This window comes from Bradyrhizobium sp. UFLA03-84 (assembly GCF_002289535.1).
In the GTDB taxonomy this organism is placed as follows: domain Bacteria; phylum Pseudomonadota; class Alphaproteobacteria; order Rhizobiales; family Xanthobacteraceae; genus Bradyrhizobium; species Bradyrhizobium viridifuturi.
The window spans coordinates 26,949-49,146 of record NZ_NSJY01000009.1; the positions used below are offsets into that span (position 1 = coordinate 26,949).

Below are 22,198 nucleotides of genomic sequence, written 5' to 3' on the forward strand. Positions count from 1 at the left end.
ATTTGCCGCCGCTTCCATCGAGACCGGCGGTGATGAGCTTGATCGCGTGCGGAGCGGGGCGCGCTATTCGGCGGCCTGCGCCACCTTCATGCGGCCGGCAGCGTCGAGCACCGCCTTGACGATGTTGTGGTAGCCGGTGCAGCGGCAGATGTTGCCTTCGAGCTCGTGGCGAACCGTTTCCTCGTCGAGCTTGCCGCCATGGCGATGCACGATATCGACCGCGGACATGATCATGCCGGGGGTGCAATAGCCGCACTGCAGGCCATGATTGTCGCGGAACGCCGCCTGCATCGGGTGCAGCTCGTCGCCCTTGGCAAGGCCTTCGATCGTGGTGACGTTGGAGCCCGCCGCCTGGCCGGCCAGCATGGTGCAGGATTTGACCGCCCGTCCATCGACATGGACGACGCAGGCGCCGCACTGGCTGGTATCGCAGCCGACATGGGTGCCGGTGAGGTTCAGGTTTTCGCGCAACAGGTGCACGAGGAGGGTTCGGTCCTCGACGTCGACCGAGACCGCCTTGCCGTTTACCGTCAGTTTGACTGTAGACACGCGTTTCTCCCAATAGCTTCGTTATGGGCCCAGTAGACCACGCTTCTTATGGGTCGTAACCGCGATCAAAGTCGTAGTTACGGCCCTGTCATGAAGGCTCCGGGCTGTGCCCGTAATCCTAGCAGGCGGCCGTTCAATGGGCAATTTGCAAGCGGCCGGCGGCGCCCTCCGGCGTGACGAAAATGCGCTGCGGCGCAAGCGATTTTCGGCAGATGGATGCTGCTTGCGGCACGTCAAAATCGCGGCCGCGATTGCTACTACCTTCCGCCTATAACGACGCGGAGGCGTTGCTGGCATTTTCATCGTCGATGTAGCGACACAAGATCGCTGATCCATGCATTTGGGTAGAGAGACGCGCGCGCGATGCATCCATCGCGGCAACGAAACCATATTGGAGGAAGCCAATGAAGCTGAGGAGCGGGATTTTCTTTGCCGGCGTGTCGCTGGTCGCCATGGTGATGGCGGGTATTACTGCGTCGAAAGCGAATGACTCCGTCACAAAGGCGGCATCTGATCCGAACGGATGGGCGATCGCCGGCCACGACTACGGCAACACGCGCTTCAGCCCGCTGAAGCAGATCAATTCAGAGAACGCCGGCAAGCTGCAGCTCGTCTACTCGATGTCGCTGGCTTCGCTGCGCTCCAACGAGGCTTCGCCGGTCGTGATCGGCAAGAACCTCTATGTGTCGACCTCGTGGGGGCCGAAATACGTCTATGCGATCGACGCCGCGACCGGCGCGCGCAAATGGACCTGGCAGCCCGACATTCCGGATGACGTGCTTCAATACGCCTGCTGCGACGTCAACAGCCGCGGCGTGTCCTATGCCGACGGCAAGATCTTCGTCGGCCGGCTCGACGGCAAGCTCACCGCGCTCGATGCCGAGACCGGCAAGGAGCTCTGGACCTCGACCGTCGTCGACTACAAGCAGGGCTCGGTCATCACCTCGCCGCCGCTCGTCGTCCGCGACAAGGTCATCACCGGCTTCGGCGGCGGCGAATACGGCGTCCGCGGCTCGCTGCAGGCGTTCTCGCTCAAGGACGGCAAGCTGCTCTGGCAGACCTTCACGGTGCCGGCGCCGGGCGAGCCCGGCAGCGATACCTGGAAGGGCGATACCGGGCTGCATGGCGGCGGCGCCGCCTGGCTGGTCGGCTCCTATGACGCCAAGTCCGACACCGTCTACTGGGGCACCAGCAATCCGGGACCGTGGAATACCGCGGTGCGCTCCACCGGCGACGGCAATTTCGGCAAGCTGACCAACCTCTACACCGCCTCGACGCTGGCGATCGATCCGAACACCGGCAAGATCAAGTGGCACATCCAGGGCACGCCGGCCGACGCCTGGGATTATGACGGTGTCAACGAGCTGCTGCTCGCCGACCTGAAGATCAAGGGCGCCGAGACGCCGGTCCTGATGAAGGCGGACCGCAATGGCTTCTTCTTCGTGGCCAACCGCGAGACCGGCAAGGTGATCTCGGCCGAGAAATACGTCTTCGCCAACTGGGCCAAGAAGTGGGACATCAACACGATGCGGGCGGAAGAGGATCCGGACAAGCGTCCCGGCCCGGGCCATCCCGCCAAGGACATCTGCCCGAACCTGATCGGCGGCAAGAACTGGCAGCCGATGTCGTTCAACCCCGGGACCGGCCTGGTCTACATCCCGAGCAACAATGTCTGCATGGACTGGTCGGTCTCCGACGTCAACTACAAGCGCGGCGTGTTCTATCTCGGCGCCGAATTCCCGACCAAGCCCGGCCCCGGCGGCTTCCTCGGCGAACTCGTGGCCTGGGATCCCGTGGCCAACAAGAAGGTGTGGAGCATCAAGGAAGACCTGCCCTTCAACGGCGGCACGCTGACGACCGGCGGCAACCTGGTGTTCTCAGGCAATCTGCACGGTGACTTCCGCGCCATCGATGCCAAGAACGGCAAGGTGCTGTGGAGCAAGAACCTCGGCAGCGGCATCGGTGCCGGTCCGGTGACCTATTCGGTCGACGGCAAGCAGTATGTCGCGATCGTGGTCGGACGTACCGCGGCGCTGCCGGCCTTCCTCGGTGACATCGGCAAGAAGATGGTCGCCGCGGCGCCGGAAGGCGGCTCGCTGTTCGTGTTCGCCCTGCAGTAACCGTCGCGTCATGGAGGCAGCATTGTCCGTGTCCATCAAGTGCAATGAAGTACCCAACCCGGCGCGCAGCGTGCAGTTGGGTAAGGCGATCCGGACCGTGCTGCTGTCAGCCACACTGCTCGCGCCGGCCTTCGCGGCCGGCGCGGACGAAGCAAAACCGCCGCTGCGGCTCTGCGCCGATCCGACCAACCTGCCGTTCTCGAGCGATGAGCCGGGCAAGCCCGGTCTCTATCTCGAGATCGGCCAGGCAGTCGCGCAAAAGCTCGGCCGCACGGTGAGCTATAATTGGTACAAGTCCTATTTCGGCAAGCGCACCGTGCGGGAGACGCTGCTCAGCAAGCAGTGCGACGCCATGGTCGGGCTGCCCTTGATCGACGATTTCATGGGCCCGGCGGTGATCTTCTCGAAGCCGATCGCCCATGAAGGCTACGCGCTGGTCGGCGCCAGGGATCGCAAGCTTGGCGGCATCGATGACCTCAGGGGATTGCGGGTTGCGGTGCAGTATCAGTCGACGCCGCAGAACGTGCTGGCGCTGCGCGACGATATCCAGAAGATCACCGTGCTCAGCCCCGAGGAGGGCATGACAGCTCTCGATCAGGGCAAGGTCGATGTCGCCTTCATCTGGGCGCCGGTGGCCGGTTGGCTCAACAAGACCAGCTATGGTGACAAGTACCAGATCGTCTCGACCGAGGGCGACGGCCTGCTCTGGGCGACTGCGATCGGTTTCGCCAAGACGTCGGGCGCCTTGCGCGATGAAGTCGACGGTGTCCTGCCCTCGCTGCAGGGGGATATTTCCGCGCTGTTCGCCAAATATGGGGTGCCGAACGGCGCCGCGGTGAAGTTCGGCCGGGCAGACCAGGCAACCACGTCGTCCGTCGGCGCGACCGAGCCGGTCACGGTCGGGCAGACGGCCGCAGCCGACAAGCCGGTTCAGACCGCCGCGACTTCAGGGGACGCCAAAGGGGACGCCACGGCAGATGCCAAAGCGGGGCGGGAGGTGTTCAATGGTACCTGCGCCCATTGCCACGGTCCGGACGCGGTGCAGGCCGAACGAAAGATCGACCTCAGGCTGCTCAAGAAGCGCTATGCTGACGACATGGAATCGACATTCTGGAAGACGGTCCATGACGGGCGGCCGGCCAAGGGCATGCCGGCCTGGAAGGACGTCTTCAGCGACGACGAGCTCAGAAACGTATATGCCTATCTGCAGAGCGTGCAGGATACCGGCGGGTCGAACTAGACGAACAGCAGTGCGAGGGTCCTCATGATGGGGTTCCTGATCATCGACGATCACCCCCTGTTCGGGGAGGCGCTTGGCAATGCCATCCGCATCTCGCATCCCGATGCCCGAATCTATGAGGCGACTTCGATCAAAGGGGCGCTCGGCATCCTCGCGAGCGAGCCGAACATCGATCTGGCGCTGCTCGATCTGTTGCTGCCCGACGTCGTGGGCTTCTCCGGCTTCCAGAAGCTCAGGGATCGCTATCCGCGGCTGCCGATCGCCATCGTCTCCAGTGAAGAAGACAAGCACACCATCCGCGAGGCGCTGGAAATGGGCGCGGTCGGCTATCTGCCGAAATCGACCTCGCTCGGCGAACTCTCGCAGGCGATCGCGCGCGTGCTGAGCGGATCGGTCTCGGCGCCGCGCGATTTCGTCGCGGTCGGCGCGCTGGACCAGTCCGAGACGGCGCGAACGCTGCGCGAGCGCATCCAGAAGCTGACGCCGCAGCAGATCCGCGTGCTGCACTTGATCATCCGCGGCCTGCAGAACCGCGAGATCGCCTCCGAACTCAAGCTAGCGGAATCCACCGTCAAGGCGCATGTCACCGAGATCCTGCGCAAGCTGAAGCTGTTCAGCCGCAACAAGGCGATCATCGAACTCGGCAAGATTCCGCTTCCGGTGCTTGAAACCAGCTCGGGCACGAAAGCAGAGAAGGCGCCCTAGACTTGCTGCACTGCGAGGCGGCCGCATTGGATATCCTGCCTATAGGCTGCCGGTCAGCTTTGAGATAACGTCGCGCACATATGGCTTTCATCAGCGACCCGAGGGAGGACGGCGCAGCATTGACCACGACCGCGCCTCTGGCGGACGAGCCGCCGCTCGATAGCGCGGGTGCGCCTCGACTGCTGATCGTCGAGGATCACCCGCTGTTCCGCGCCGCCTTGATCGGCGTGATCGGGGCCGAGTTTCCCGATGCCGAGGTATTGCAGGCAACTTCTATCGATGGCGCGCTTGATGTGATCGCCGCCCGCGACGGTCTCGACTTGATCCTGCTCGATCTGTCGATGCCCGGAACGACGGGCCTGCTCGGCGCCTACCGGGTGCGGGCCGCGTCGCCGCGCAGCGCGCTGGTGATCGTATCCGCGCATGACGATTCCCGGATCATCGGCGGCGCGATCTCGCTCGGCATTTCCGGGTTCATTCCGAAGTCGACGCCGAAGGTCGAGCTGGCGCGCCTGTTGCGCGGCATTCTCGAAGGCGAGGTGTGCCTGCCGACGCGCTTCCGCGATGCCGCCGCTGCGCGCAAGGCGCAGGCCGAAACCAGGGAGCTGGTGCAGCAGCTCGGCCAGTTCACCGCCCAGCAGCTTCGCGTGCTCGACATGATCTGCCGCGGATTGCAGAACAAGCACATCGCCTATGAGCTCGATATCTCGGTCACCACCGTGAAGGTGCATGTCTCGGAAATCCTGCGCAAGCTCGGCGTGCGCAGCCGGACCGAGGCCATCATCGCGCTGTCCAAACTGGATTTCGGCAAGCACGACCATGCCCGGTGACGGCCGCGCCGTCGTCGCGCCTCGTCAGAGCCGCGCGCCCGACTGCTCCGCCGCCAGCAGGAACGACAGCAGCGAGCGCATCTCGGCGGGCTTGATCGGCTTCTTCAGGAGTTCGTGGCCGAAGGCCGAGACGTCGGAGGCAGCCTTGGCCGAGTAGTCGGCGGTGACGATGATCGCCGGGACCTTGGCGTTGATCTCGCCGCGGATCACGTCGACCGCCTGGATTCCGGTCTCGCCATTGTCGAGATGCAGGTCGGCGATGATGGCGTCGGGAACGCCGTCGAGCGCGTGGATGCGCTCGAGCGCCTCGGCCTTCGAGATCGTCACCGCGACGTCGCAACCCCATTTTTCCAGCAGATGGGCGAGGCCCTCGGCGCTGGAGAGGTCGTTCTCGATCAGCAGGATTTTCGCGCCTTCCATGCCGCCATAGCGATAGTCGACGCTGGCCTGCTCGCGCACCGGGATCGCAACCGGATCGAGGGTGCGAGGCACCGTGACCGAGAACACCGAGCCCTTGCCGGCGCGCGAGCTCAGCCTGATGTTGTGGCCGAGCAGGTCCGCGAACCGGCGCACGATCGAAAGGCCGAGCCCGATGCCCGCCTTGTCGGCGGCGCCGGCGTCACCGCGCTGAAACTCGACGAAGATCGCCTCGCGCTGGGCCTCCGGGATGCCCGGCCCGGTGTCGTGCACCTCGATGCAGATATCGTCGCCCCTGGCGCGGCATCCCATCAGCACGGTGCCGCGCTGGGTGTAGCGTAGCGCGTTGGCCAAAAGGTTCTGCAGGATCCGGCGCAGCATCAGCGGGTCGGAGCGGACCACCGCCGACGACGGCATGATGCGAAAGTCGAGATTGCGCTTGGCGGCGGTCGCCACGAATTCCTGCTGCAGCGGCTCGAACAGCGAGGCGATCGCGACCGGACCGAACTCGGGCCTGAGCACGCCGGCATCGAGCTTCGAGATGTCGAGCAGCGTCCGCAGCATGTCCTCGAGCGTCGCGAGCGAACGGTCGATCTGGTCGGTCAGCGCGACACTCTTGGGCTCGGTCGCCGTTTCGGTCAGCGCGGACAGCGTCAGCCGCGCCGCATTCAGCGGCTGCAACAGATCGTGCGTCACCGAAACCAGCACCGACGACTTCAGCGAGCTTGCCGCCTCGGCCTGCTGCTTGGCCTGCAGCAGGCGTCCATTGGTCTTCTCCAGCGATTGCAGGGCCTGCTTGAGCTGCTGGGTGCGGTCACGCACCTGCTGATCGAGCGCAATGGCGGTCTCGAACAGCGAAAAGGCGTTGAGCTGCTGGTCGGTCGAACGTTCGACGCGCGACATCAGCGCTGCGTTGATCTTGCGCAGCTTCTCGGCTTCGCGTTCGAGGGCCGAAATGCGCGTGGTCTTCGTATCAGTCATTGCGGCGCGTTGGTCCGCTTGCCGATGGCGACGCCGGTCAGCGTTTGGTTGACATGCATGGAGCGATACTGCTCGCCATAGGTCTGAAAGCCAATTACTCTGTTGCGGCGATAGAGCTCCGACATCTCGCGCGACTGCTGGCGCTGCTCGACGTCGAGCCGGCGCAGCACGCATTCGAAGCCGATGAACATCGAGACCTCGCCGAGATCCTCGGTCAGCTCCTCGAGCAGGCGGCTCGTCACGTCGATCGGGTCGCGCTCGCGCGCCACCGTCAGCACCATGCCCTCGTCGATGGCGCAGAAGAATTGCAGCGACCCGTCGGGATTGGTGCGCTGGATCGATCGCGCGTAATAGGCACCGCCGACGCGGACCAGCACCGGATGCGCCGCGAACGAGAACAGCTCGAGCTTGTTGTCGCTGAGGCCGACGGCGCGGGAATATTCCAGCGCGGCGGGCTCGGCGTTCAGCTCCTTGACGATGCGGTGCTTGATGTCGGCCTCGGTCACCACCATCTTGGTCGAGGTCGGCTCGAAATGGTCGCACTTGAACAGGCGGAACGGCAGCCGGGTCCGGATCAGGATCAGGACGGCGGCGTCGGTATGGGCCGCGCCGCCGTGGAAGACCCAGGACTTCTCGAAGCGCAGGCCATCGCCGGCTGAGCCGCCGACCACCGGGATGTCGCCGAGCGATGCGTAGATCGCCGACATGATGGTTTCCTCACGCTGGCACATGCCGTCGATGAACAGCAGCCCGAAGGAATCGTCGGTGTGATCGCAATGCTCGGTGCGCTGCGCGAACTCGCTCTGCAACTCGGTGCAGATCGAGCGGCCATGGTCGACCCGAAACGTCGAGAGGTCGAACAGCGGCCGGGCCGCGATGACGAAATCGGCCGCGTCGAAGCCCATCGCGACCACGCTGTCCTCCTCCCAGCCGCCGGGCGATAGTTCGCCCGCCGTGGTGCAACCGAAGATCGGAACGTCGGGCATCCGGCCGGACAGTTCGGCAATGAATTGCTGCGGGTCATAGAACGGCGACACGAACACCACGAGCATGGCGAGATCAACCGCCGCCAGTTGGCGCGCGATCTCGTCGGCGGCCTCCCGCGGCCCGTTGGTCTTTGCCTGCACCACGACAATGCTGTCGGTGGCGCTGCCGTTCTGCTTCGCCAAAGGCGTTCTCCCTAACCAGAATTTCTTGTTTTTCTTGGCGCGGCCGGTGGTCCCCGCGCGGGGTCTCAAGGGCATCCGGGCCATGCCGCGATGGTTCGCGATCCGGCCAGCCTTTATATCCTAGGTCGTGAGGGGGAATGTCATTGGCCGGGCCAATTCGCCGGCAGCTACGCTCGCCGCAAGCGCCAACGGCGCCGCTCGACGCGATGACATGGGACACCTCCCGATGTGTTCTCCTGGCCCGGGCAGGGACAGGTTTGATCGGTTCTAACGTATCGGGCCGGACCCGCGCGTCAATCACCTTGCCCGCCCCCCCGGGCCGACCAAGGTAGTACCGGACCCGGACGGGCGGCGGCTGCTCATTTACCGGGCCTTATTGATTCTGCCTTAGTTTTGCCCTCCGGGGACTGGGGCGGGTTGCCGCCGGACCCCGCGTGGTTTTCAGAATGAAGACGGGGGTTGGAATGCCGGGACTGAAGCGATCGTCGTCGATCAGGCTCCCAACCCTCAGATTCCGCGCCAAGATCATGCTCGGCTTTGCCGTCACCCTGGCGCTTTCGGCAGCCACCATGGGCTTCGCCTATATGGGCTTCGAGCGGGTCTCCGCCGGCGTCGGCTCCTATCGCCAGAGCGTCGCGGAAGCCGATCTCGCCCGCAACATCGATCGCGAACTGATCTCCTATCGTTCGCTGGCGCGCTACTACGTCGCGACCGGCAAGGAGGATGACGCCAAGGCCGCGCTCGCCGCCGAGGCCAGCCTGAAGGACGCCATCGTGGCGTCGATGAAGGGCACCACCAATCCGGCCCGGCTCGAGCAGGTCGCCAAGCTGGAACGCGAATTCCGCGCCTTCACCAAGATCTTTGCCGAAATCGTCCGCATCAAGGACGACAGCGCGCAAGTTGCGCAGAACAAGCTGACCCGCAGCGCGACCTCGATGCGCTACAAGCTCGACGATCTGCCGAGCAATGCCGATGATTCCGAGCTGCAATCGATTCAGTTCGGCGCCAAGAAGGTCGCCGACCAGCTGCAGTCGATCACCGGCGCCGTCAACACCTTCGTCGTCAATGGCGACAAGACCGTCGCCTCCAGCGCGCTCGCCCGGCTGAAATTCGCCGACAATCTGGTGAAGGGCATCACCTCGAAGGACGAGCGGATCACCCAGAGCGTGAAGGACATCACTGCGCTGCTCGAGGAATACCGCGAGGCGCTCGCCAAGCTGATCGCGAATGCCAAGTCGATCGACGAGCTGACCGTCGAAATGACGGAATCGGCGGCTGCCATCAGCCAGGGCGCGGCGGCGATGAAGTCAGATCTGCTCGCCGACCAGAAGCGGCTCGAGACCGAATCGCATTCCATGATCGGCGAGACCGAACAGCTGATCCTGATGCTCGCGGCCGGCGGCTTTGTGCTCGGGCTGGTTTGGGCGTTCCTGCTCGGCAAGGGCATTTCGCGTCCGATCGCGGCGATGTGTGCAGCGATGCGCGAGCTCGCCGCGGGCAATTTCGACGTCGTGCTGCCGGGCCTCGGCCGTCGCGACGAGCTCGGCGAGATGGCCGGTGCCGTGGAAGAGTTCAAGGTCCAGGCGGTCGCCAAGGCCGAGCGCGACGCCGCGACGCAGGAAGCGCAGAACAAGGCGAGCGCGACCGCGCGACGCGCGGAGCTCATCCGCTTCGCCGACGAATTCGAATCCGCCGTCGGCTCGATCGTCTCCAATGTGTCGGCTTCCGCCGTGCAGCTCGAATCCGCAGCCGGGACACTGACCCGGACCGCAGAGACCACGCAGAACCTGTCGAGCCAGGTCGCCGGCGCCTCCGAGGAGGCCTCCAGCAACATGCAGTCGGTTGCGTCTGCGACCGAGGAATTGTCGGCGTCGGTCGACGAGATCGGCCGCCGCGCCAAGGAATCCAGCCAGATCGCCGATTCCGCCGTGCGCCAGGCCGAGCAGACTGATGCGCGGATCGGCAAGCTCTCGCGCGCCGCGCAGGAGATCGGCGACGTCGTCAAGCTGATCACGGCGATCGCCGAGCAGACCAATCTGCTGGCGTTGAACGCCACCATCGAGGCCGCGCGCGCCGGTGATGCGGGCCGCGGCTTTGCGGTGGTCGCCTCCGAAGTGAAGTCGCTCGCAAGCCAGACCGCCAGGGCCACCGACGAGATCTCCACGCACATCACCGGCATGCAGGCCGCGACGCAGGAATCGGTTGCCGCGATCAAGGAGATCGGCGGCACGATCGGGCAGATCTCGGGGATCGCGACCAATATCGCAAGCTCGGTCGAGCAGCAGAGCGCGGCAACGCAGGAGATCGCGCGCAGTGTGCAGAACGTCGCGCAGGGCACCCAGGAGACCGCATCCAGCGTCACGCAGGTCAACCGCGGCGCGACCGAGACGGGCGCTGCCTCCGAGGAAGTGCTGAACTCGGCGCGTTCGCTGTCGGTCGAGAGCTCGCGGCTGCGCGAGGAGCTCGATCGCTTCATGGCGAACATCCGCGCGGCGTAGATTGGTTTGCCGTAACTGACAACCACGGTCGTCCTGGCGAAAGCCAGGACCCATACGCCGTGGCCCTCGAAAGGGGCAAGCGGCGAGTTGTCCTTCACCAATAGACAGTGGTGGTAATGGGTCCTGGCTTTCGCCAGGACGACGGCAGATGAGACGGCGCGACTAATCCCGCCCGAACTGGTGCTTCAACTCGACCTTGGCGCGCTCCAGCCGTGACCGCTCGGTCTTCGGCAGTGTCCTGCCGGCACGGTTGATATAGAAGGTCAGCATCGAGAGCGCGGAGCGGTAGGCGCCGCTCTTGCGGCGCGTGCTGTGCTCGGCGGATTGTTTCAGCGATGATGCGATCTTCTTCGCGCTGGTCTGCTTGAACACGCCGTGCTTGAGGTCGAGCGCGTCGCTCTCCTTGGTCACACGTTGCGACCAGCGCTTCGAGGGCGTTTTTGCGCCGCGCTTGTGACGCGTTGTGCTTGCCGATCGTGCCGTTGATCTTGGCGGCGGCTTTCTTGCTGTCTTGCGCGCGGCCTTCTTGCGTGCGGCCATCGATGCCTCCGTGACTTTTGAGCCGAGAACAGCGCGCAGCGGCGGCGGTTCCTATGCCGCATTGCGGGAACTCTTGCCGGCCTGCGGCGTTAGCGTCGCGTGGCGGGCACTCCGTTTGCCGCAATCCTGGGAAAAAGAACCTTGGAACGCATCGTTCCGGGGATTTTCTCATTGGTCCAATCTGATGAATTTGCAGCGGACACAATTGAGTTCTGCGACAGCGACTGACCGAACGGTGTCGCCGGATGCACAGAGCGACGGGCGCATCATCGAGACCTCGATTCCGCTTCGGCTCGACCATCTCAGCTGGAGCGGCTTCCACACCCGCGTGGTGCTGGCGCTTGGCATCACCTGGATTCTCGACGGGCTCGAGGTGACGCTGGCCGGCGCGCTGTCGGGCGCGCTGAAGAACAGTCCGACCATGAGCTTCTCCAACGCCGATGTCGGCCTTGCCAGCAGCGCCTATCTTGCCGGTGCCGTGCTCGGCGCGCTCGGCTTCGGCTGGCTCACCGACCGGATCGGCCGCAAGAAGTTGTTCTTCATCACGCTCGCGCTCTATCTGTCCGCGACAGCCGCGACCGCGCTGTCATGGAATGTCGCAAGCTACGCGCTGTTTCGCTTTCTCACCGGCGCCGGTATCGGCGGCGAATACACCGCGATCAATTCGACCATCCAGGAGCTGGTGCCGGCGCGCTATCGCGGCTGGACCGATCTCGTCATCAACGGCAGCTTCTGGATCGGGGCTGCGATCGGCGCGGTGAGCGCGATCGTCCTGCTCGATCCCGCGTGGCTTGCGCCCGATCATGGCTGGCGGATCGCCTATTTCACCGGCGCGGCGCTCGGCCTCGTGGTGCTGTTGATGCGGATGTGGATCCCGGAAAGCCCGCGCTGGCTGATGATCCATGGGCGCCCCGATGAGGCTCACAAGATCGTCGCCGGTATCGAGACCTCCGTGCTCGGCCATGAACAGCCGAGTGAAGGTTTCGAGAAGATCAAGCTCAAGATGCGCGATCACACGCCGCTGCGCGAGGTCGCGGTGACGCTGTTCTCGACCTACCGGCAGCGTTCGCTGGTCGGGTTGACGCTGATGGCCGCGCAGGCCTTCTTCTACAATGCGATCTTCTTCACCTTCGCGCTGATCCTGACCGATTTCTTCGGCATCGCCGCCAGCAATGTCGGCTGGTACATCCTTCCCTTTGCCGCCGGCAACTTCCTCGGGCCGCTGCTGCTCGGCCGCCTGTTCGACACGCTCGGCCGCCGCACCATGATCGTGCTGACCTATGCCACCTCGGGCGTGCTGCTTGCGCTGTCCGGCTATCTGTTCTCGATCGGCGTGCTCAGTGCGCAGACCCAGACCATCGCCTGGATGGTGATCTTCTTCTTCGCCTCGCCGGCGGCGAGCGCCGCCTATCTCACCGTCAGCGAGACGTTTCCGCTGGAGGTCCGTGCGCTTGCGATCGCCGTCTTCTATGCCGTCGGCACCGGCATCGGCGGCGTGATCGGGCCGGCGCTGTTCGGCGTGCTGATCGACACCGGATCGCGCAACAGCGTCTTCGCCGGCTACCTCCTGGGGTCGGTACTCATGTTGGTCGCCGCAGCCGTCGCATGGCGCTATGCCGTCGCGGCAGAGCGAAAGTCGCTCGAATCTGTCGCGCGACCATTGGCATTTGTGGAGTAGACTATGACGAAGCATGATGTGGCCGAAATGCCCCTGGATGATGACATCGCCCCTGACGCCAGGGTTGGCGGCGTGCCGACGCCGGCATCGTTGATTCCGGCGCTGGATCGCACCGCGGTGCTGCTCGACATCGACGGCACGCTGCTCGATTTCGCGCCGACGCCGCGCGAGGTCTGGGTGCCCCCGGAGCTCGCGACCACGCTGAAGCAATTGCATGAGCGAACCGGCGGCGCGCTGGCGCTGGTCAGCGGCCGCTCGCTCAACGACATCGACCTGATCTTCGCCCCGGAGGTGTTTCCCGCGATCGGCGGCCATGGCGCCGAGATGCGGCTGCAGCCGGACAGCGAGGCGGTTGCCGCGCACGCGCCGCCGCTCGACAAGGAATTGAAGCGGCGTCTCGCCGCGATCGCAAAGCTCAGCCCCGGCATTCTGCTCGAGGACAAGGGTTACTCGCTGGCGCTGCACTATCGGCTGGCGCCGGCGGCGGAGAAGGCGATCTATGAAGCGGTGTCGCTGATCCGCGCCGAATTGCCGAATGCGCCGATCGAGGTGCTGCCGGGCAAGAGCGTCTGCGAGATCAAGCATTCCGGCTTCACCAAGGCGACCGGCGTGCTCGAGCTGATGACGCATGAGCCATTCAAGGGACGCCGCCCGTTCTTCATCGGCGACGACGTCACCGACGAGACCGTATTCGCGATCATGCCTGAATATGACGGTCTGGCATTTTCCGTCGGGCGTCGCGCGGCCGGTATCGCTGGACATTTCGATGGGCCGGGCGATGTGCGGGCGTTTCTCGCTCGGCTGCTCGACGACGATAGGGACGTGAATCTGTCCTAACCAAATCAACCGCATCGTGGGTTCGAATCGAATGCGGTGCTTTTGCGTCGTGTGAGCGACCTCGCGCGCAATTTTCTTTTCGCGAGTTCCCGCGAGTTCCTTAAGCGTGCGCCAGAATTTGGTTTCAATTGGGAGAAATGTTGATCCGGAACCATCTTGATGAATGGTTGTTAATACGCGAGTTGACCAACAGGAGGGGACCTGGTGAACCTCGTCGTCGTATCGAACCGCGTCTCGCGCGGAAAACCTAATGAACCCATGACGGGGGGGCTTGCAGCGGCCTTGTTGCCGGTGGTGGAAAAGACAGGGGCAATATGGGTTGGTTCCAGCGGACGGGTCCGCGACGGGAACCACAAGGAACCTTTCGCAGAAGTCGAAGCTCTCGGCGCAGGCGCGCTGGCGATGCTCGATCTGCCGGCCGCGCACTACGGCGGCTACTATGAAGGCTTTGCCAATTCGGCGTTGTGGCCCGCGATGCATTCGCGCGCCGATCTGATTCGTGCCTCGCACGAGGACTACACCAGCTATCGCGAAGTGAACGCGTTCATGGCGCGCGCGCTGCTGCGCTTCCGCAAGCCGGACTCCGTGTTCTGGATCCAGGACTATCACTTCCTCGCGCTCGGCGCCGAGCTGCGCGATCTCGGCGTGGCGCAGCCGATCGGCTTCTTCCTGCATACGCCGTGGCCGGCACGCGCGGTGATCGCGGGCGTGCCCAATCATCGCGAGCTGATCGAGGCGATGCTGTCCTATGATCTGATCGGCTTCCAGACCGACGAGGACTGCGAGAACTTCCTGAGCTATGTGCAGAACGATCTCGAATTCGAGGTGCGGGACGGCGTGATCAACTCGTCGTTCGGCCGCACCCGCGCCGCGGTGTTTCCGATCGGCATCGATCCCGGCAAGTTCGCCCAGCAGGCCACCAAGGCGATGACGCATCCCGACGTGACGCGGCTGCGGCGCAGCCTCAACGGCGAGAGGCTCGCGATCGGTGTCGACCGGCTCGACTATTCCAAGGGTCTCGTCAACCGCATCAAGGCGTTCGACAAGATGTGGACGCTGCATCCGGCGCTGAAGCGTTCAGTGTCGCTGCTGCAGATCGCGACGCCCTCGCGCGGCGCGATCGAGGCCTATGGCAATCTTGCCAGCGAGGTGGCGAAGCTCGTCACCGATGTCAACGGTGTGCATGGCGAGGTGGACTGGACGCCGATCCGCTATCTCAACAAGGGCTTTGGCCAGGGCGTGCTCGCGGGGCTCTACCGCACCGCGCAGGTCGGCGTGGTGACGCCGCTGCAGGACGGCATGAACCTCGTCGCCAAGGAGTATGTCGCAGCTCAAAACCCGGCCGATCCCGGCGTGCTGGTGCTGTCGAAATTCGCCGGCGCGGCGAACGAGCTCGACGCCGCGCTGCTGGTCAATCCGCACGATATCGACGGCATGGCGCGCGCCCTGGCAATGGCGCTCGCGATGCCGCTGACCGAGCGGCGGATGCGCTGGGAAGCAATGATGGAGAAGCTCAACGGCGGCACCATCCAGCAATGGTTCGCCGATTTCATCGAGGCGCTGCAGGATACGCACACTACGGCAAACGCGGCGCTGCCCGAGCCGCCATCCCTGTGGCCGCGCCGCACGGCGGATTTTGCCGCGCGATATCACTGAGCGAGCACTGAACGTAGAGGATGGGCAGGGGTGCATGACCCCGTGCCCACCTCGGTGCGGCGTGAGCTCAAGGGCGGTAACGCCGGCAGCCTCGGACGGCACCGATTAAGTAGCCGGCCGCCGCGCGATGGCTTACGGCCTAAGCACTGCGCCACAATGCGCAGTTGCGCACCGAGGATCGCCAGATCGGATTCATCGGCTGATTTGCGCCACGCAGCGACCTGCGATCGGCAAAAATCCCGTGCGGCGCCAGCAAGACGGCGAGGTGTGGCCGTAGTCAGCGCCAGTTTACCCAATATTTTCAATCAATTGGGGAAATTTTGCGCTTCGACCCTGCGCTCCCTTGCAAAATCCGCCTCAGCCCTTCAAGAGAGGCCTCCCGGAGAGATGGCCGAGTGGCTTAAGGCGCACGCTTGGAAAGCGTGTGTGCGGGAAACCGTACCGTGGGTTCGAATCCCACTCTCTCCGCCAGCCGACCTCCGCCGACACTCCGCTCCGACAATGCGAGGCGCAGCTTCGTGGCTCGCCGGCCGGGTTCTCAAATGCGGCCCTCGCGAGCAACGTCAAACCATGAGTTGAGATGGCGGTTCGGTGCCGGCGGCTGCGCCGGCAAAGCCCGCTGCCGCCCGCCTGCGCGGGATCGCGCCGGCGGGTGTGCCGCTCCGGGCCTTGCGGCCCTTCTCACGCACTCGCGGCGCTGTCGCGAATAACCTCGAACGGCAGTGCGGGTACGTTGTATTCGGAGATATCCAGCTTCCAGATGTGCTGCTCGTCCGTGCCGCCGGCCGACGCAAATCCGAGCTTCTTGTACAGGTCGCGCACCATCCCGTTCTTGGCGGTGGGGAGGTAGCTTCCCTCCAGCGTGTCGACGCCGTTCAAACGGCAATGGCGGACGAGTTCGGCGATGATAGCTTCCTCGACCCGTCTGCCGAGAACCCGGCAGCTCATCAACCAGGTGTCGATGTCGAAGGTCGCGTCCTTCTTTCGCGCAATGACGACGCCGATCACCCCGTTGTCGCCGAAGCGGTCGCGCAGCCTGATCTGGAAAGTCAGGCAATCCGGCGAGCGAGACAAGGTCTCGACTTCGGATTGCGTGTAGCGCCGCGTCGTCAGGTTGAACTGATTGGTCTTGTTGATGAGCTGCGCCACCCGTCCCAGATTGACGGCATCGAACGCGTGGAATTCGATGGTCATGCCGAGCGACGTCAGGAATTCATCCATGTCGCGGGACTTCGCCGACAGCTCCGCGCGTTGCGCATTGGCCTGATATTGCTCGCCCCGCTGACGGTCCTCTTCGGAGAACGTGACGGCTTCGAAATAGCCCGCGTTCAACAGCGTGCGCGCGTAGAGCGAAGGGTCGGCGGGCAGCTCGGGCACGGCCACCATCGGCAGCGCCTTGCGCACCTGGCTTCGCTCGGCGGGGTTGTCATCGAGCAGCACGAGGGAATCCAGCCCGATGTTCAGCGTCTTGGCGATCGCCTCGATGTTGGACGCCTTGTCGCTCCAGTTGGCCTGGAAGACCGCAATGTGGTCCAGCTTCAGCGTCATCTCGGGATGTTCGCGGAAGGGCTGTCGGGCGACTTCATCGGTGTTCTTCGACGATACCGCCAGGATGACGCCGCGATCGCGCAGCTGAAGCGCCGTCCGCTGAATCTCGGTGAAGGCTTCTCCGACCCCATCGCCCTGTCCGAGGACGATCCCTTCCAGCCCGTCGTCGCCGATCGTGCCGCCCCAGAGCGTGTTATCGAGATCAAGCACGAGGCATTTGCGGGCGTTGCCGCGGATCGCGCCGAGCAGGCGTCCGACATATTCAACGTAGATCGGCACCATCGTCTGCGCGAATGGCAGCTTGTAGAGATTCCACTGGACCGGATTGTGCCAGTTCTGGGTACCGATCGATTCCGCCAGGGCGGCGACGTCGAGGATGTAGTCGCCGCGCTTCGCTGCGAGCTCGCGAAGCCTGTCGTTGAAATCTTGAATCTGGCGGCGCAGCGACATCGACACTTGCGCGTCCATGCTTCCGAACAGCGGCTGCGGCGGGCAGGCAACGGTCTGAAAAATCACCGGGACCCCGGCGCCGCGCTCAAGACCTTCACGGATCATGCCGACGTAGTCGAGTGCGGACTGGCCCGACGGACTGCCGCCGCCGTTGAAGGGCAGTCCGTGGAAATCGAGCGCGAGCAGAACGGCATCTGGCTTGGACGCGTTGATCGTCGAGGAGGCATCGAGCGCTTCCTGCGCGACCTGATCGTAGTCCGCCTGGGTGACGCGGAGCAGCACGCCATGGCGCGCAGCGCCGGCGGCAAGGGCAGGGGCGAACAGGCAGGTCGTGCCGTTGCCGAGCAATCCCAGGTGAAACCCGCGAAGCGGCGACAGCGCCTTCGTCTTGGTTCGCGCGCGTTCGATGGTCTTCGAAAGGCGCGTGAGCTGATCCGTATTGAGCGCCTTGGTGGCAAGCCCGACGATCTCGGCGCCATCAGGTGCATCGGAGGCATCGAGCGCGTTGCAGAGTGATTTGAAATCCGCGGGCGGCGCTTCTAACCAGGGCAGTTCTTGAAGCTGAAACGTCATGGCGTCTTGACCCAGGATGGTGTCATTCGTCTAGAAGTTTGGATCCGGCGGTACCGCTGGCGATCAGCTTCTCACCCGCATACACCCGAAACTTCAGGCTGACGGTATGGGTGGATTGCGACACGTGAGTGAGCTCGCCGTTGAACGTCGCTTCCTCGTCGATATAGAGCGGCTGATTGAAGTCGATCCGCCAGCTCGTCGCCAGCCCGAGGTCACCCGGCAAGTGCATTCCGACCAGATGCGAAAGCCTGGCGACGGTGAGCGCGCCGTAGACGACGGGGCCGGAGAATCCGCGGCTCCGCGCGAATTCGGCATCGATATGAATGCGGCTCGAGTCGCCCGACAGCTTGCGGAAGGTATCCATCTCACTTTGGCCGATCCGGAACGGAAGCGAGACGGTCATGCCCTCCTTGAGCTCGCTCCAGACCAGCACTCGTGGCTGTTCGCTCAACGCGAAGCCCTTTGACGGATGACGTTGACGAACTCGCCGACGTTCTTCAGGGCGGCAACCTCGCCAGTCGAGAACTGGATCTTGAACTCCACCTCGACGGCGACGACGAGCCGGATGTTGCTGAGGCTGTCCCACGCGGGTACTTCCGCCGCGGTCATTTCCGGATGGGGCGTCAGCGTGTCGTCGTCGAAGACGTCCCGGAAAATCGGCGTGAGGCGGGAATAGATTTCCTCGTCAGTCATCACAATCATCCCACGATTTGGGTAAGCCGGCAGCGCCGAAATGGCCAAGCAAGTGCCGTAAAATTCACGTTTTCGGCGCGAGGACTATCAGATGGCACCGGCATTCACAAGGCTCCCTCAGCGTCTCCCGATCATGGCGTCCAGGCGCGGGCCAAGTTCCGCGCTCAGCTGGCCGTAGCCGGCCTTGTCGAGATGGACGTGATCGAGGAATTCGGATGCCGGGAGGGACGTGAGCGGTCCAACGTAAACTCTGTCCGGAGGCCGCGGCGAGATGATCTGCACGAGCTGAGCCTGCAGCTCGGCAAATTTCTGCTGCGGAAGCAGGTCCGGCAATACCTTCGGATTCTCGGTCGCGTAAAAGATCAGCGTGGGCTGTTTTGCCTCCGACACGCGCCGCAGCGTCCGCTCCAGGGCCTGTCGTTGCGGGTTGTCCGGGGCGAGGTCGATCTTCTCGTACCGTGATCGCGCCCGCATCAGCAGGACAATGTCGTCAAGGTCGTCGCCCTTGGCCTCAGACGAGCCTTTCAGCCATTTGTCTGCGGCATCGCGCAGGCCGACCAGGAAGTTGAAGGGACTGCCGTCGAACCACAGGGCCTGGAGAAAGTCGCGAGACCGGTAGAGAAACCACCAGTTGACCAATGCGTCGTGGCTCCATCTTGCGATCCCGCCAACCTCCTTGCCGGTGGAATAGGTGCCGTTGGCATCCACGGACAGGGTGTCGAGCCATGCGCGGGTTTTGCTTTCGCCTTCCCGGTCGAAGTCGCGCGAGAAGGAGCGCAGGCTCAGATCGAACACGATGACGTCGGGCTTTGTGGGCAGAACGATGCGCACAAGGTTCTCAAGATCGGTCGGAAGCGTCCCGTTCATGCCGAAATTGGCGACATATGCCTTCTGACCGGGGTGCTTTTCGGCCAGCCAGTTCTGCAACTGGTTCGACAGGGTATGCGACTGCCAGGCGGTATCGCCCTTGTCCCGCATCGCGCGACCGAAGATCAGGGAGTCGCCCAGAACGGCGACCTTCAATCCGTCAAACTTCCGAAATTCTTCCAGCTTGGTGTAGAGCGCGGCCGGTGACTGGACGTCGATCGTTGCCCGAAAGATGCCGCTGGCCGGCGCGACGATGCGCAAGGCAATGTCCACACACGCCAGCACCGCGACCAGCACCGCAATCGTCACAGCCAGACGCGAGAGAACGTCGCGCCCCCGGGATCCCCTGGTTTTTTCAGCCTCGACCATCAGCGTTCAGAAGTTCTGGTAAACGAACAGCGCCTGGCCGGTGTTCGACAGGAGCACGATGATGGCGATCTTCGCCGCCAGCCAGACAATCTTGAGAATATCGTCGCGCCCCAATGTCATCGGTATAGCCCCAGCATTTTGCCGTAGATCGCGCCCCACTCCGAGTAGGACTTGAGCCAAAGGATCAGTGTGGTCGACACGAACGCGTAGACGAGAAAGCGACGGAGATAGATCGAGGGCCCGGTGATGGCCGGCCCCTTCTTGACGCCGACATATTTGCGGAAAACCTGGCTTGCGACCAACGCGCCGCCGTGAACCGTGCCGAACGCCAGGAAGCCCCACGTCACCCCGTGCCAAAGCGCGATCAGGATCATCGAGGCGAAGTACACCGCCGATATCAGCGCAAACTGGATGCGGCGCGGCGCCTTCTTGATGACGATGAAGTTGAGCGGCGTGAAGACGTAGTCCCTGACCAGCGTGCTGAGCGAGATATGCCACCGATTCCAGAATTCCTGGATCGTCGTCGAATCGAACGGCCGATTGAAGTTCTCGATCAGCTTGAAGCCCATCAGCGATGCGGTGCCGATCACGATGTCGCAATAGCCGCTGAAATCGAGATAGATGAGGCCGAGCTGGGCCAGCGCACCTACCCACAACATCGGCCCCGACATCTGCGTCGCGTTGTCGAACGAGAAGATGCCGAACGCCGACAGGTTGTCGGCCAGGACGAACTTTTTGATCATCCCGTTGGCGATGCGGTGAAGCGCAGGGATGACCGCCTTGGAATCGAAGACCGGGGACGCCAGCTGCTGCTCGAAGCTCCGATAACGCTCGATCGGGCCGGCCAGCAATGCCGGGAAAAACAGCACGTAGGTGCAAAATCGAAGGAAGCTCGGCCGTTCGATGAATTCCACCTCCATCAGGTAACTGACGCAGCGGAATACCATGTAGGAAATGCCGATGATGTGGACCGGCATGTAGTGGAACGGGTTGGCCGCTCCCAGCAGCCGGGGGTCTCGCGCGAGAAACAGGAAGATCCAGAGCAGCGCGACGACGAGCAGTTGCGCTTCCATGGTAAAGCGCGCACCGCGTTGCTTGCGGTACAGGCCGATCCCGTATGAAACGGCAAGGAAGCCGGCCAGGACGATGATCGACGCCGGATCGAATCCGAAGCTGATGAAGAACGCGAAGCTCAGCAGCAGCAGGGCGACGTTGCGCGCCATCTGCAGGTTGACGGCGCAGCAGATGATGACGGCCGCTGCCGATATGTACAGAAACTCGAAGCTGTTCAGGGAAGGCCCGCCGACGACGGCGGCTGCTGATTGGAAAAGCATCGCATCCCTTCTCGACGCAGCGAGTCCCTAGCCGGGCCGACGTCCAACAGCCACGCAATTGATCGTCAGGCGGTCCTTCAGGCACCGCTCGAGGCCGTACCCCGTCATCGGGAACAGCTCGTTCTTCTCGATCTCGAAACCCGCCGACTTCATCAGGTCGGTCATCTCCGACGGCTTGTCGATGAGGTAGAGGTGATCGGGAGCGGGACTGTTGGCGGGCATGTTCACGAGGATCCGTCCGCCGGGCTTCAGATAGCGGATCAGGGATCGCAGCGCCTTGAGCGGGTCCTCGAGATGCTCCAGCAGCTCACTCACGACGATGCTGTCGAAGCTGTCGCGCTGATCGGGGGCGTCGAACATGTCCTGACGGACCAGCTCGACTTCATCGCTGACGCCGATCACTTCCAGGGTGCGCCGCGTGGCCGCGATGGCGCCTTCGCTGACATCCCACCCGACGATCGAGCCGGATCGGGGATCCGTCGCCGTCAGATAGAGCAGCGCGCCATGGCCGGGCCCCACTTCGAGATGGCGATATCCTTCCGGAAGCATCGGCAGATACTGGCTTCGATAGAAGGTCAGCGCGCAGGCGTGGTTGTGCCAGAACACGCCCGACAGCAGCAGCCCGTTCATGTACTTTTCCATGACGTCGGGCTTCGAGTAGACGTCGCGAACCGCCTCGCTGAACTTGGAACGCTCGTAGCGCCCATGGCGCCGGAAGAACAATTCGGCTTCCAGGATCATGTTCTCGCAGAAATACCGGTAGTCGTGACAAATCTTGTCGATGGTCCCGAAGTGATGGAGCGCGATCTTGGTGACGAGCTCCGACGACGCCTCGGTGTCGCGCATCACCTCGAGCGACCGGTTGCCGAGGCTGGTCGCCAAGGTGGGCTCGTGCTGAGGCCACGCGGCGATCTGTCGCGCAACCAACGCCGACAGGTAGGGGTACGCGGCAATGTCGATCTCTGCAATTTTCGACCGCCGCACGACGTTCGTGGAACCCGTCACCCTGACCATCCTTTGGTTGAAAATATCGCCCTTCTGACACAGCCGGGCTTGGCCGTGCAAGGCCTTGAACAGCGATAATTCTTCCCGGCAACAGGGCGGGGGCATCCGGCGAGGCCAGCGGAGCCGTCGGCCAATTGAT

General features: G+C 63.7%; 18 protein-coding genes and 1 tRNA gene. 9 read left to right on the forward strand and 10 right to left on the reverse strand.

Going from position 1 to position 22,198, the window contains the following annotated elements; genetic code table 11:
- Positions 1 to 63: 63 nt before the first annotated feature.
- Entirely contained in the window at positions 64 to 549 is a 486-nt protein-coding gene (locus CK489_RS10310; protein ID WP_024583646.1) for a (2Fe-2S)-binding protein, read from the reverse strand.
- Positions 550 to 953: 404 nt separating this feature from the next.
- Here CK489_RS10310 and CK489_RS10320 point away from each other — a divergent pair, with 404 nt between their 5' ends.
- The 4 genes from CK489_RS10320 to CK489_RS10335 all read left to right on the forward strand — a co-directional run bounded on the left by CK489_RS10320 (position 954) and on the right by CK489_RS10335 (position 5,444).
- On the forward strand, positions 954 to 2,669 hold the full coding sequence (locus tag CK489_RS10320; RefSeq protein WP_050631112.1) for a PQQ-dependent dehydrogenase, methanol/ethanol family: 1,716 nt from the start codon (positions 954 to 956) through the stop codon (positions 2,667 to 2,669).
- Positions 2,670 to 2,697: 28 nt separating this feature from the next.
- On the forward strand, positions 2,698 to 3,909 hold the full coding sequence (locus tag CK489_RS10325) for a c-type cytochrome (RefSeq protein ID WP_095732422.1): 1,212 nt from the start codon (positions 2,698 to 2,700) through the stop codon (positions 3,907 to 3,909).
- Between the two features lie 24 nt (positions 3,910 to 3,933).
- Positions 3,934 to 4,614: a response regulator gene (locus tag CK489_RS10330; protein ID WP_050631114.1), complete on the forward strand. Its 681-nt coding sequence runs from the start codon at positions 3,934 to 3,936 to the stop codon at positions 4,612 to 4,614.
- Positions 4,615 to 4,733: 119 nt separating this feature from the next.
- The gene (locus CK489_RS10335) at positions 4,734 to 5,444 is read left to right on the forward strand and encodes a LuxR C-terminal-related transcriptional regulator (RefSeq protein ID WP_245350310.1); all 711 of its coding nucleotides are present in this window, start codon (positions 4,734 to 4,736) and stop codon (positions 5,442 to 5,444) included.
- A gap of 24 nt (positions 5,445 to 5,468) precedes the next feature.
- Here CK489_RS10335 and CK489_RS10340 read toward each other — a convergent pair whose 3' ends face one another.
- Positions 5,469 to 6,842, reverse strand: a complete 1,374-nt coding sequence (locus tag CK489_RS10340; protein WP_050631115.1) for an ATP-binding response regulator — start codon at positions 6,840 to 6,842, stop codon at positions 5,469 to 5,471.
- Positions 6,839 to 8,011, reverse strand: a complete 1,173-nt coding sequence (locus CK489_RS10345; protein WP_095732238.1) for an FIST N-terminal domain-containing protein — start codon at positions 8,009 to 8,011, stop codon at positions 6,839 to 6,841. Before CK489_RS10345 ends, CK489_RS10340 begins: the two co-directional genes overlap by 4 nt.
- Positions 8,012 to 8,475: 464 nt before the next feature.
- Between CK489_RS10345 and CK489_RS10350 the strand changes: the two genes are divergently transcribed.
- The gene (locus CK489_RS10350) at positions 8,476 to 10,509 is read left to right on the forward strand and encodes a methyl-accepting chemotaxis protein (protein ID WP_095732239.1); all 2,034 of its coding nucleotides are present in this window, start codon (positions 8,476 to 8,478) and stop codon (positions 10,507 to 10,509) included.
- Between the two features lie 162 nt (positions 10,510 to 10,671).
- Here the strand turns inward: CK489_RS10350 and CK489_RS10355 are convergent, their stop codons facing one another.
- The gene (locus CK489_RS10355) at positions 10,672 to 11,049 is read right to left on the reverse strand and encodes a DUF3175 domain-containing protein (protein WP_095732240.1); all 378 of its coding nucleotides are present in this window, start codon (positions 11,047 to 11,049) and stop codon (positions 10,672 to 10,674) included.
- Between the two features lie 184 nt (positions 11,050 to 11,233).
- Here CK489_RS10355 and CK489_RS10360 point away from each other — a divergent pair, with 184 nt between their 5' ends.
- The 4 genes from CK489_RS10360 (at position 11,234) to CK489_RS10375 (ending at position 15,691) form a co-directional block, all read left to right on the forward strand.
- Positions 11,234 to 12,727 carry an MFS transporter gene (locus CK489_RS10360; protein WP_095732241.1) on the forward strand — a complete coding sequence of 498 codons (1,494 nt, stop codon included), beginning with the start codon at positions 11,234 to 11,236 and terminating at the stop codon, positions 12,725 to 12,727.
- A 27-nt stretch (positions 12,728 to 12,754) separates the two neighbouring features.
- Positions 12,755 to 13,564, forward strand: a complete 810-nt coding sequence (gene otsB, locus CK489_RS10365) for a trehalose-phosphatase (RefSeq protein WP_502694116.1) — start codon at positions 12,755 to 12,757, stop codon at positions 13,562 to 13,564.
- A 204-nt stretch (positions 13,565 to 13,768) separates the two neighbouring features.
- Positions 13,769 to 15,220, forward strand: coding sequence for a trehalose-6-phosphate synthase (locus tag CK489_RS10370; protein WP_095732243.1), 1,452 nt, complete (start codon positions 13,769 to 13,771; stop codon positions 15,218 to 15,220).
- A gap of 381 nt (positions 15,221 to 15,601) precedes the next feature.
- A tRNA-Ser gene (locus CK489_RS10375) sits at positions 15,602 to 15,691 on the forward strand.
- 210 nt (positions 15,692 to 15,901) lie between these two features.
- Here the strand turns inward: CK489_RS10375 and CK489_RS10380 are convergent.
- The 6 genes from CK489_RS10380 to CK489_RS10405 all read right to left on the reverse strand — a co-directional run bounded on the left by CK489_RS10380 (position 15,902) and on the right by CK489_RS10405 (position 22,059).
- Positions 15,902 to 17,791, reverse strand: coding sequence for an HAD-IIIC family phosphatase (locus CK489_RS10380; RefSeq protein WP_095732244.1), 1,890 nt, complete (start codon positions 17,789 to 17,791; stop codon positions 15,902 to 15,904).
- 22 nt (positions 17,792 to 17,813) lie between these two features.
- Complete coding sequence (locus tag CK489_RS10385) at positions 17,814 to 18,242, reverse strand: MaoC/PaaZ C-terminal domain-containing protein (RefSeq protein WP_143278116.1); 429 nt, start codon at positions 18,240 to 18,242, stop codon at positions 17,814 to 17,816.
- Complete coding sequence (locus tag CK489_RS10390) at positions 18,239 to 18,484, reverse strand: acyl carrier protein (protein ID WP_050630179.1); 246 nt, start codon at positions 18,482 to 18,484, stop codon at positions 18,239 to 18,241. The genes CK489_RS10385 and CK489_RS10390 overlap by 4 nt, the downstream gene beginning before the upstream one ends.
- Before the next feature lie 117 nt (positions 18,485 to 18,601).
- A complete protein-coding gene (locus tag CK489_RS10395) occupies positions 18,602 to 19,720 on the reverse strand; it encodes an SGNH/GDSL hydrolase family protein (RefSeq protein WP_143278117.1) in 1,119 nt (372 codons plus the stop codon).
- 116 nt (positions 19,721 to 19,836) lie between these two features.
- Positions 19,837 to 21,054 (reverse strand): MBOAT family O-acyltransferase, encoded by a 1,218-nt coding sequence (locus tag CK489_RS10400; protein ID WP_095732246.1) that lies wholly within the window; start codon positions 21,052 to 21,054, stop codon positions 19,837 to 19,839.
- Positions 21,055 to 21,081: 27 nt separating this feature from the next.
- Positions 21,082 to 22,059 carry a class I SAM-dependent methyltransferase gene (locus CK489_RS10405; protein WP_158226426.1) on the reverse strand — a complete coding sequence of 326 codons (978 nt, stop codon included), beginning with the start codon at positions 22,057 to 22,059 and terminating at the stop codon, positions 21,082 to 21,084.
- Positions 22,060 to 22,198 lie beyond the last annotated feature (139 nt).

Excerpts from the sequence above, each read along its gene's own strand:
- CK489_RS10320 (WP_050631112.1), top strand. The coding sequence starts at position 954 with ATGAAGCTGAGGAGCGGGATTTTCTTTGCCGGCGTGTCGCTGGTCGCC.
- CK489_RS10330 (WP_050631114.1), top strand. The coding sequence starts at position 3,934 with ATGATGGGGTTCCTGATCATCGACGATCACCCCCTGTTCGGGGAGGCG.
- CK489_RS10340 (WP_050631115.1), bottom strand. The coding sequence starts at position 6,842 with ATGACTGATACGAAGACCACGCGCATTTCGGCCCTCGAACGCGAAGCC.
- CK489_RS10350 (WP_095732239.1), top strand. The coding sequence starts at position 8,476 with ATGCCGGGACTGAAGCGATCGTCGTCGATCAGGCTCCCAACCCTCAGA.
- CK489_RS10355 (WP_095732240.1), bottom strand. The coding sequence starts at position 11,049 with ATGGCCGCACGCAAGAAGGCCGCGCGCAAGACAGCAAGAAAGCCGCCG.
- CK489_RS10360 (WP_095732241.1), top strand. The coding sequence starts at position 11,234 with ATGAATTTGCAGCGGACACAATTGAGTTCTGCGACAGCGACTGACCGA.
- otsB (WP_502694116.1), top strand. The coding sequence starts at position 12,755 with ATGCCCCTGGATGATGACATCGCCCCTGACGCCAGGGTTGGCGGCGTG.
- CK489_RS10380 (WP_095732244.1), bottom strand. The coding sequence starts at position 17,791 with ATGACGTTTCAGCTTCAAGAACTGCCCTGGTTAGAAGCGCCGCCCGCG.
- CK489_RS10390 (WP_050630179.1), bottom strand. The coding sequence starts at position 18,484 with ATGACTGACGAGGAAATCTATTCCCGCCTCACGCCGATTTTCCGGGAC.
- CK489_RS10395 (WP_143278117.1), bottom strand. The coding sequence starts at position 19,720 with ATGGTCGAGGCTGAAAAAACCAGGGGATCCCGGGGGCGCGACGTTCTC.
- CK489_RS10400 (WP_095732246.1), bottom strand. The coding sequence starts at position 21,054 with ATGCTTTTCCAATCAGCAGCCGCCGTCGTCGGCGGGCCTTCCCTGAAC.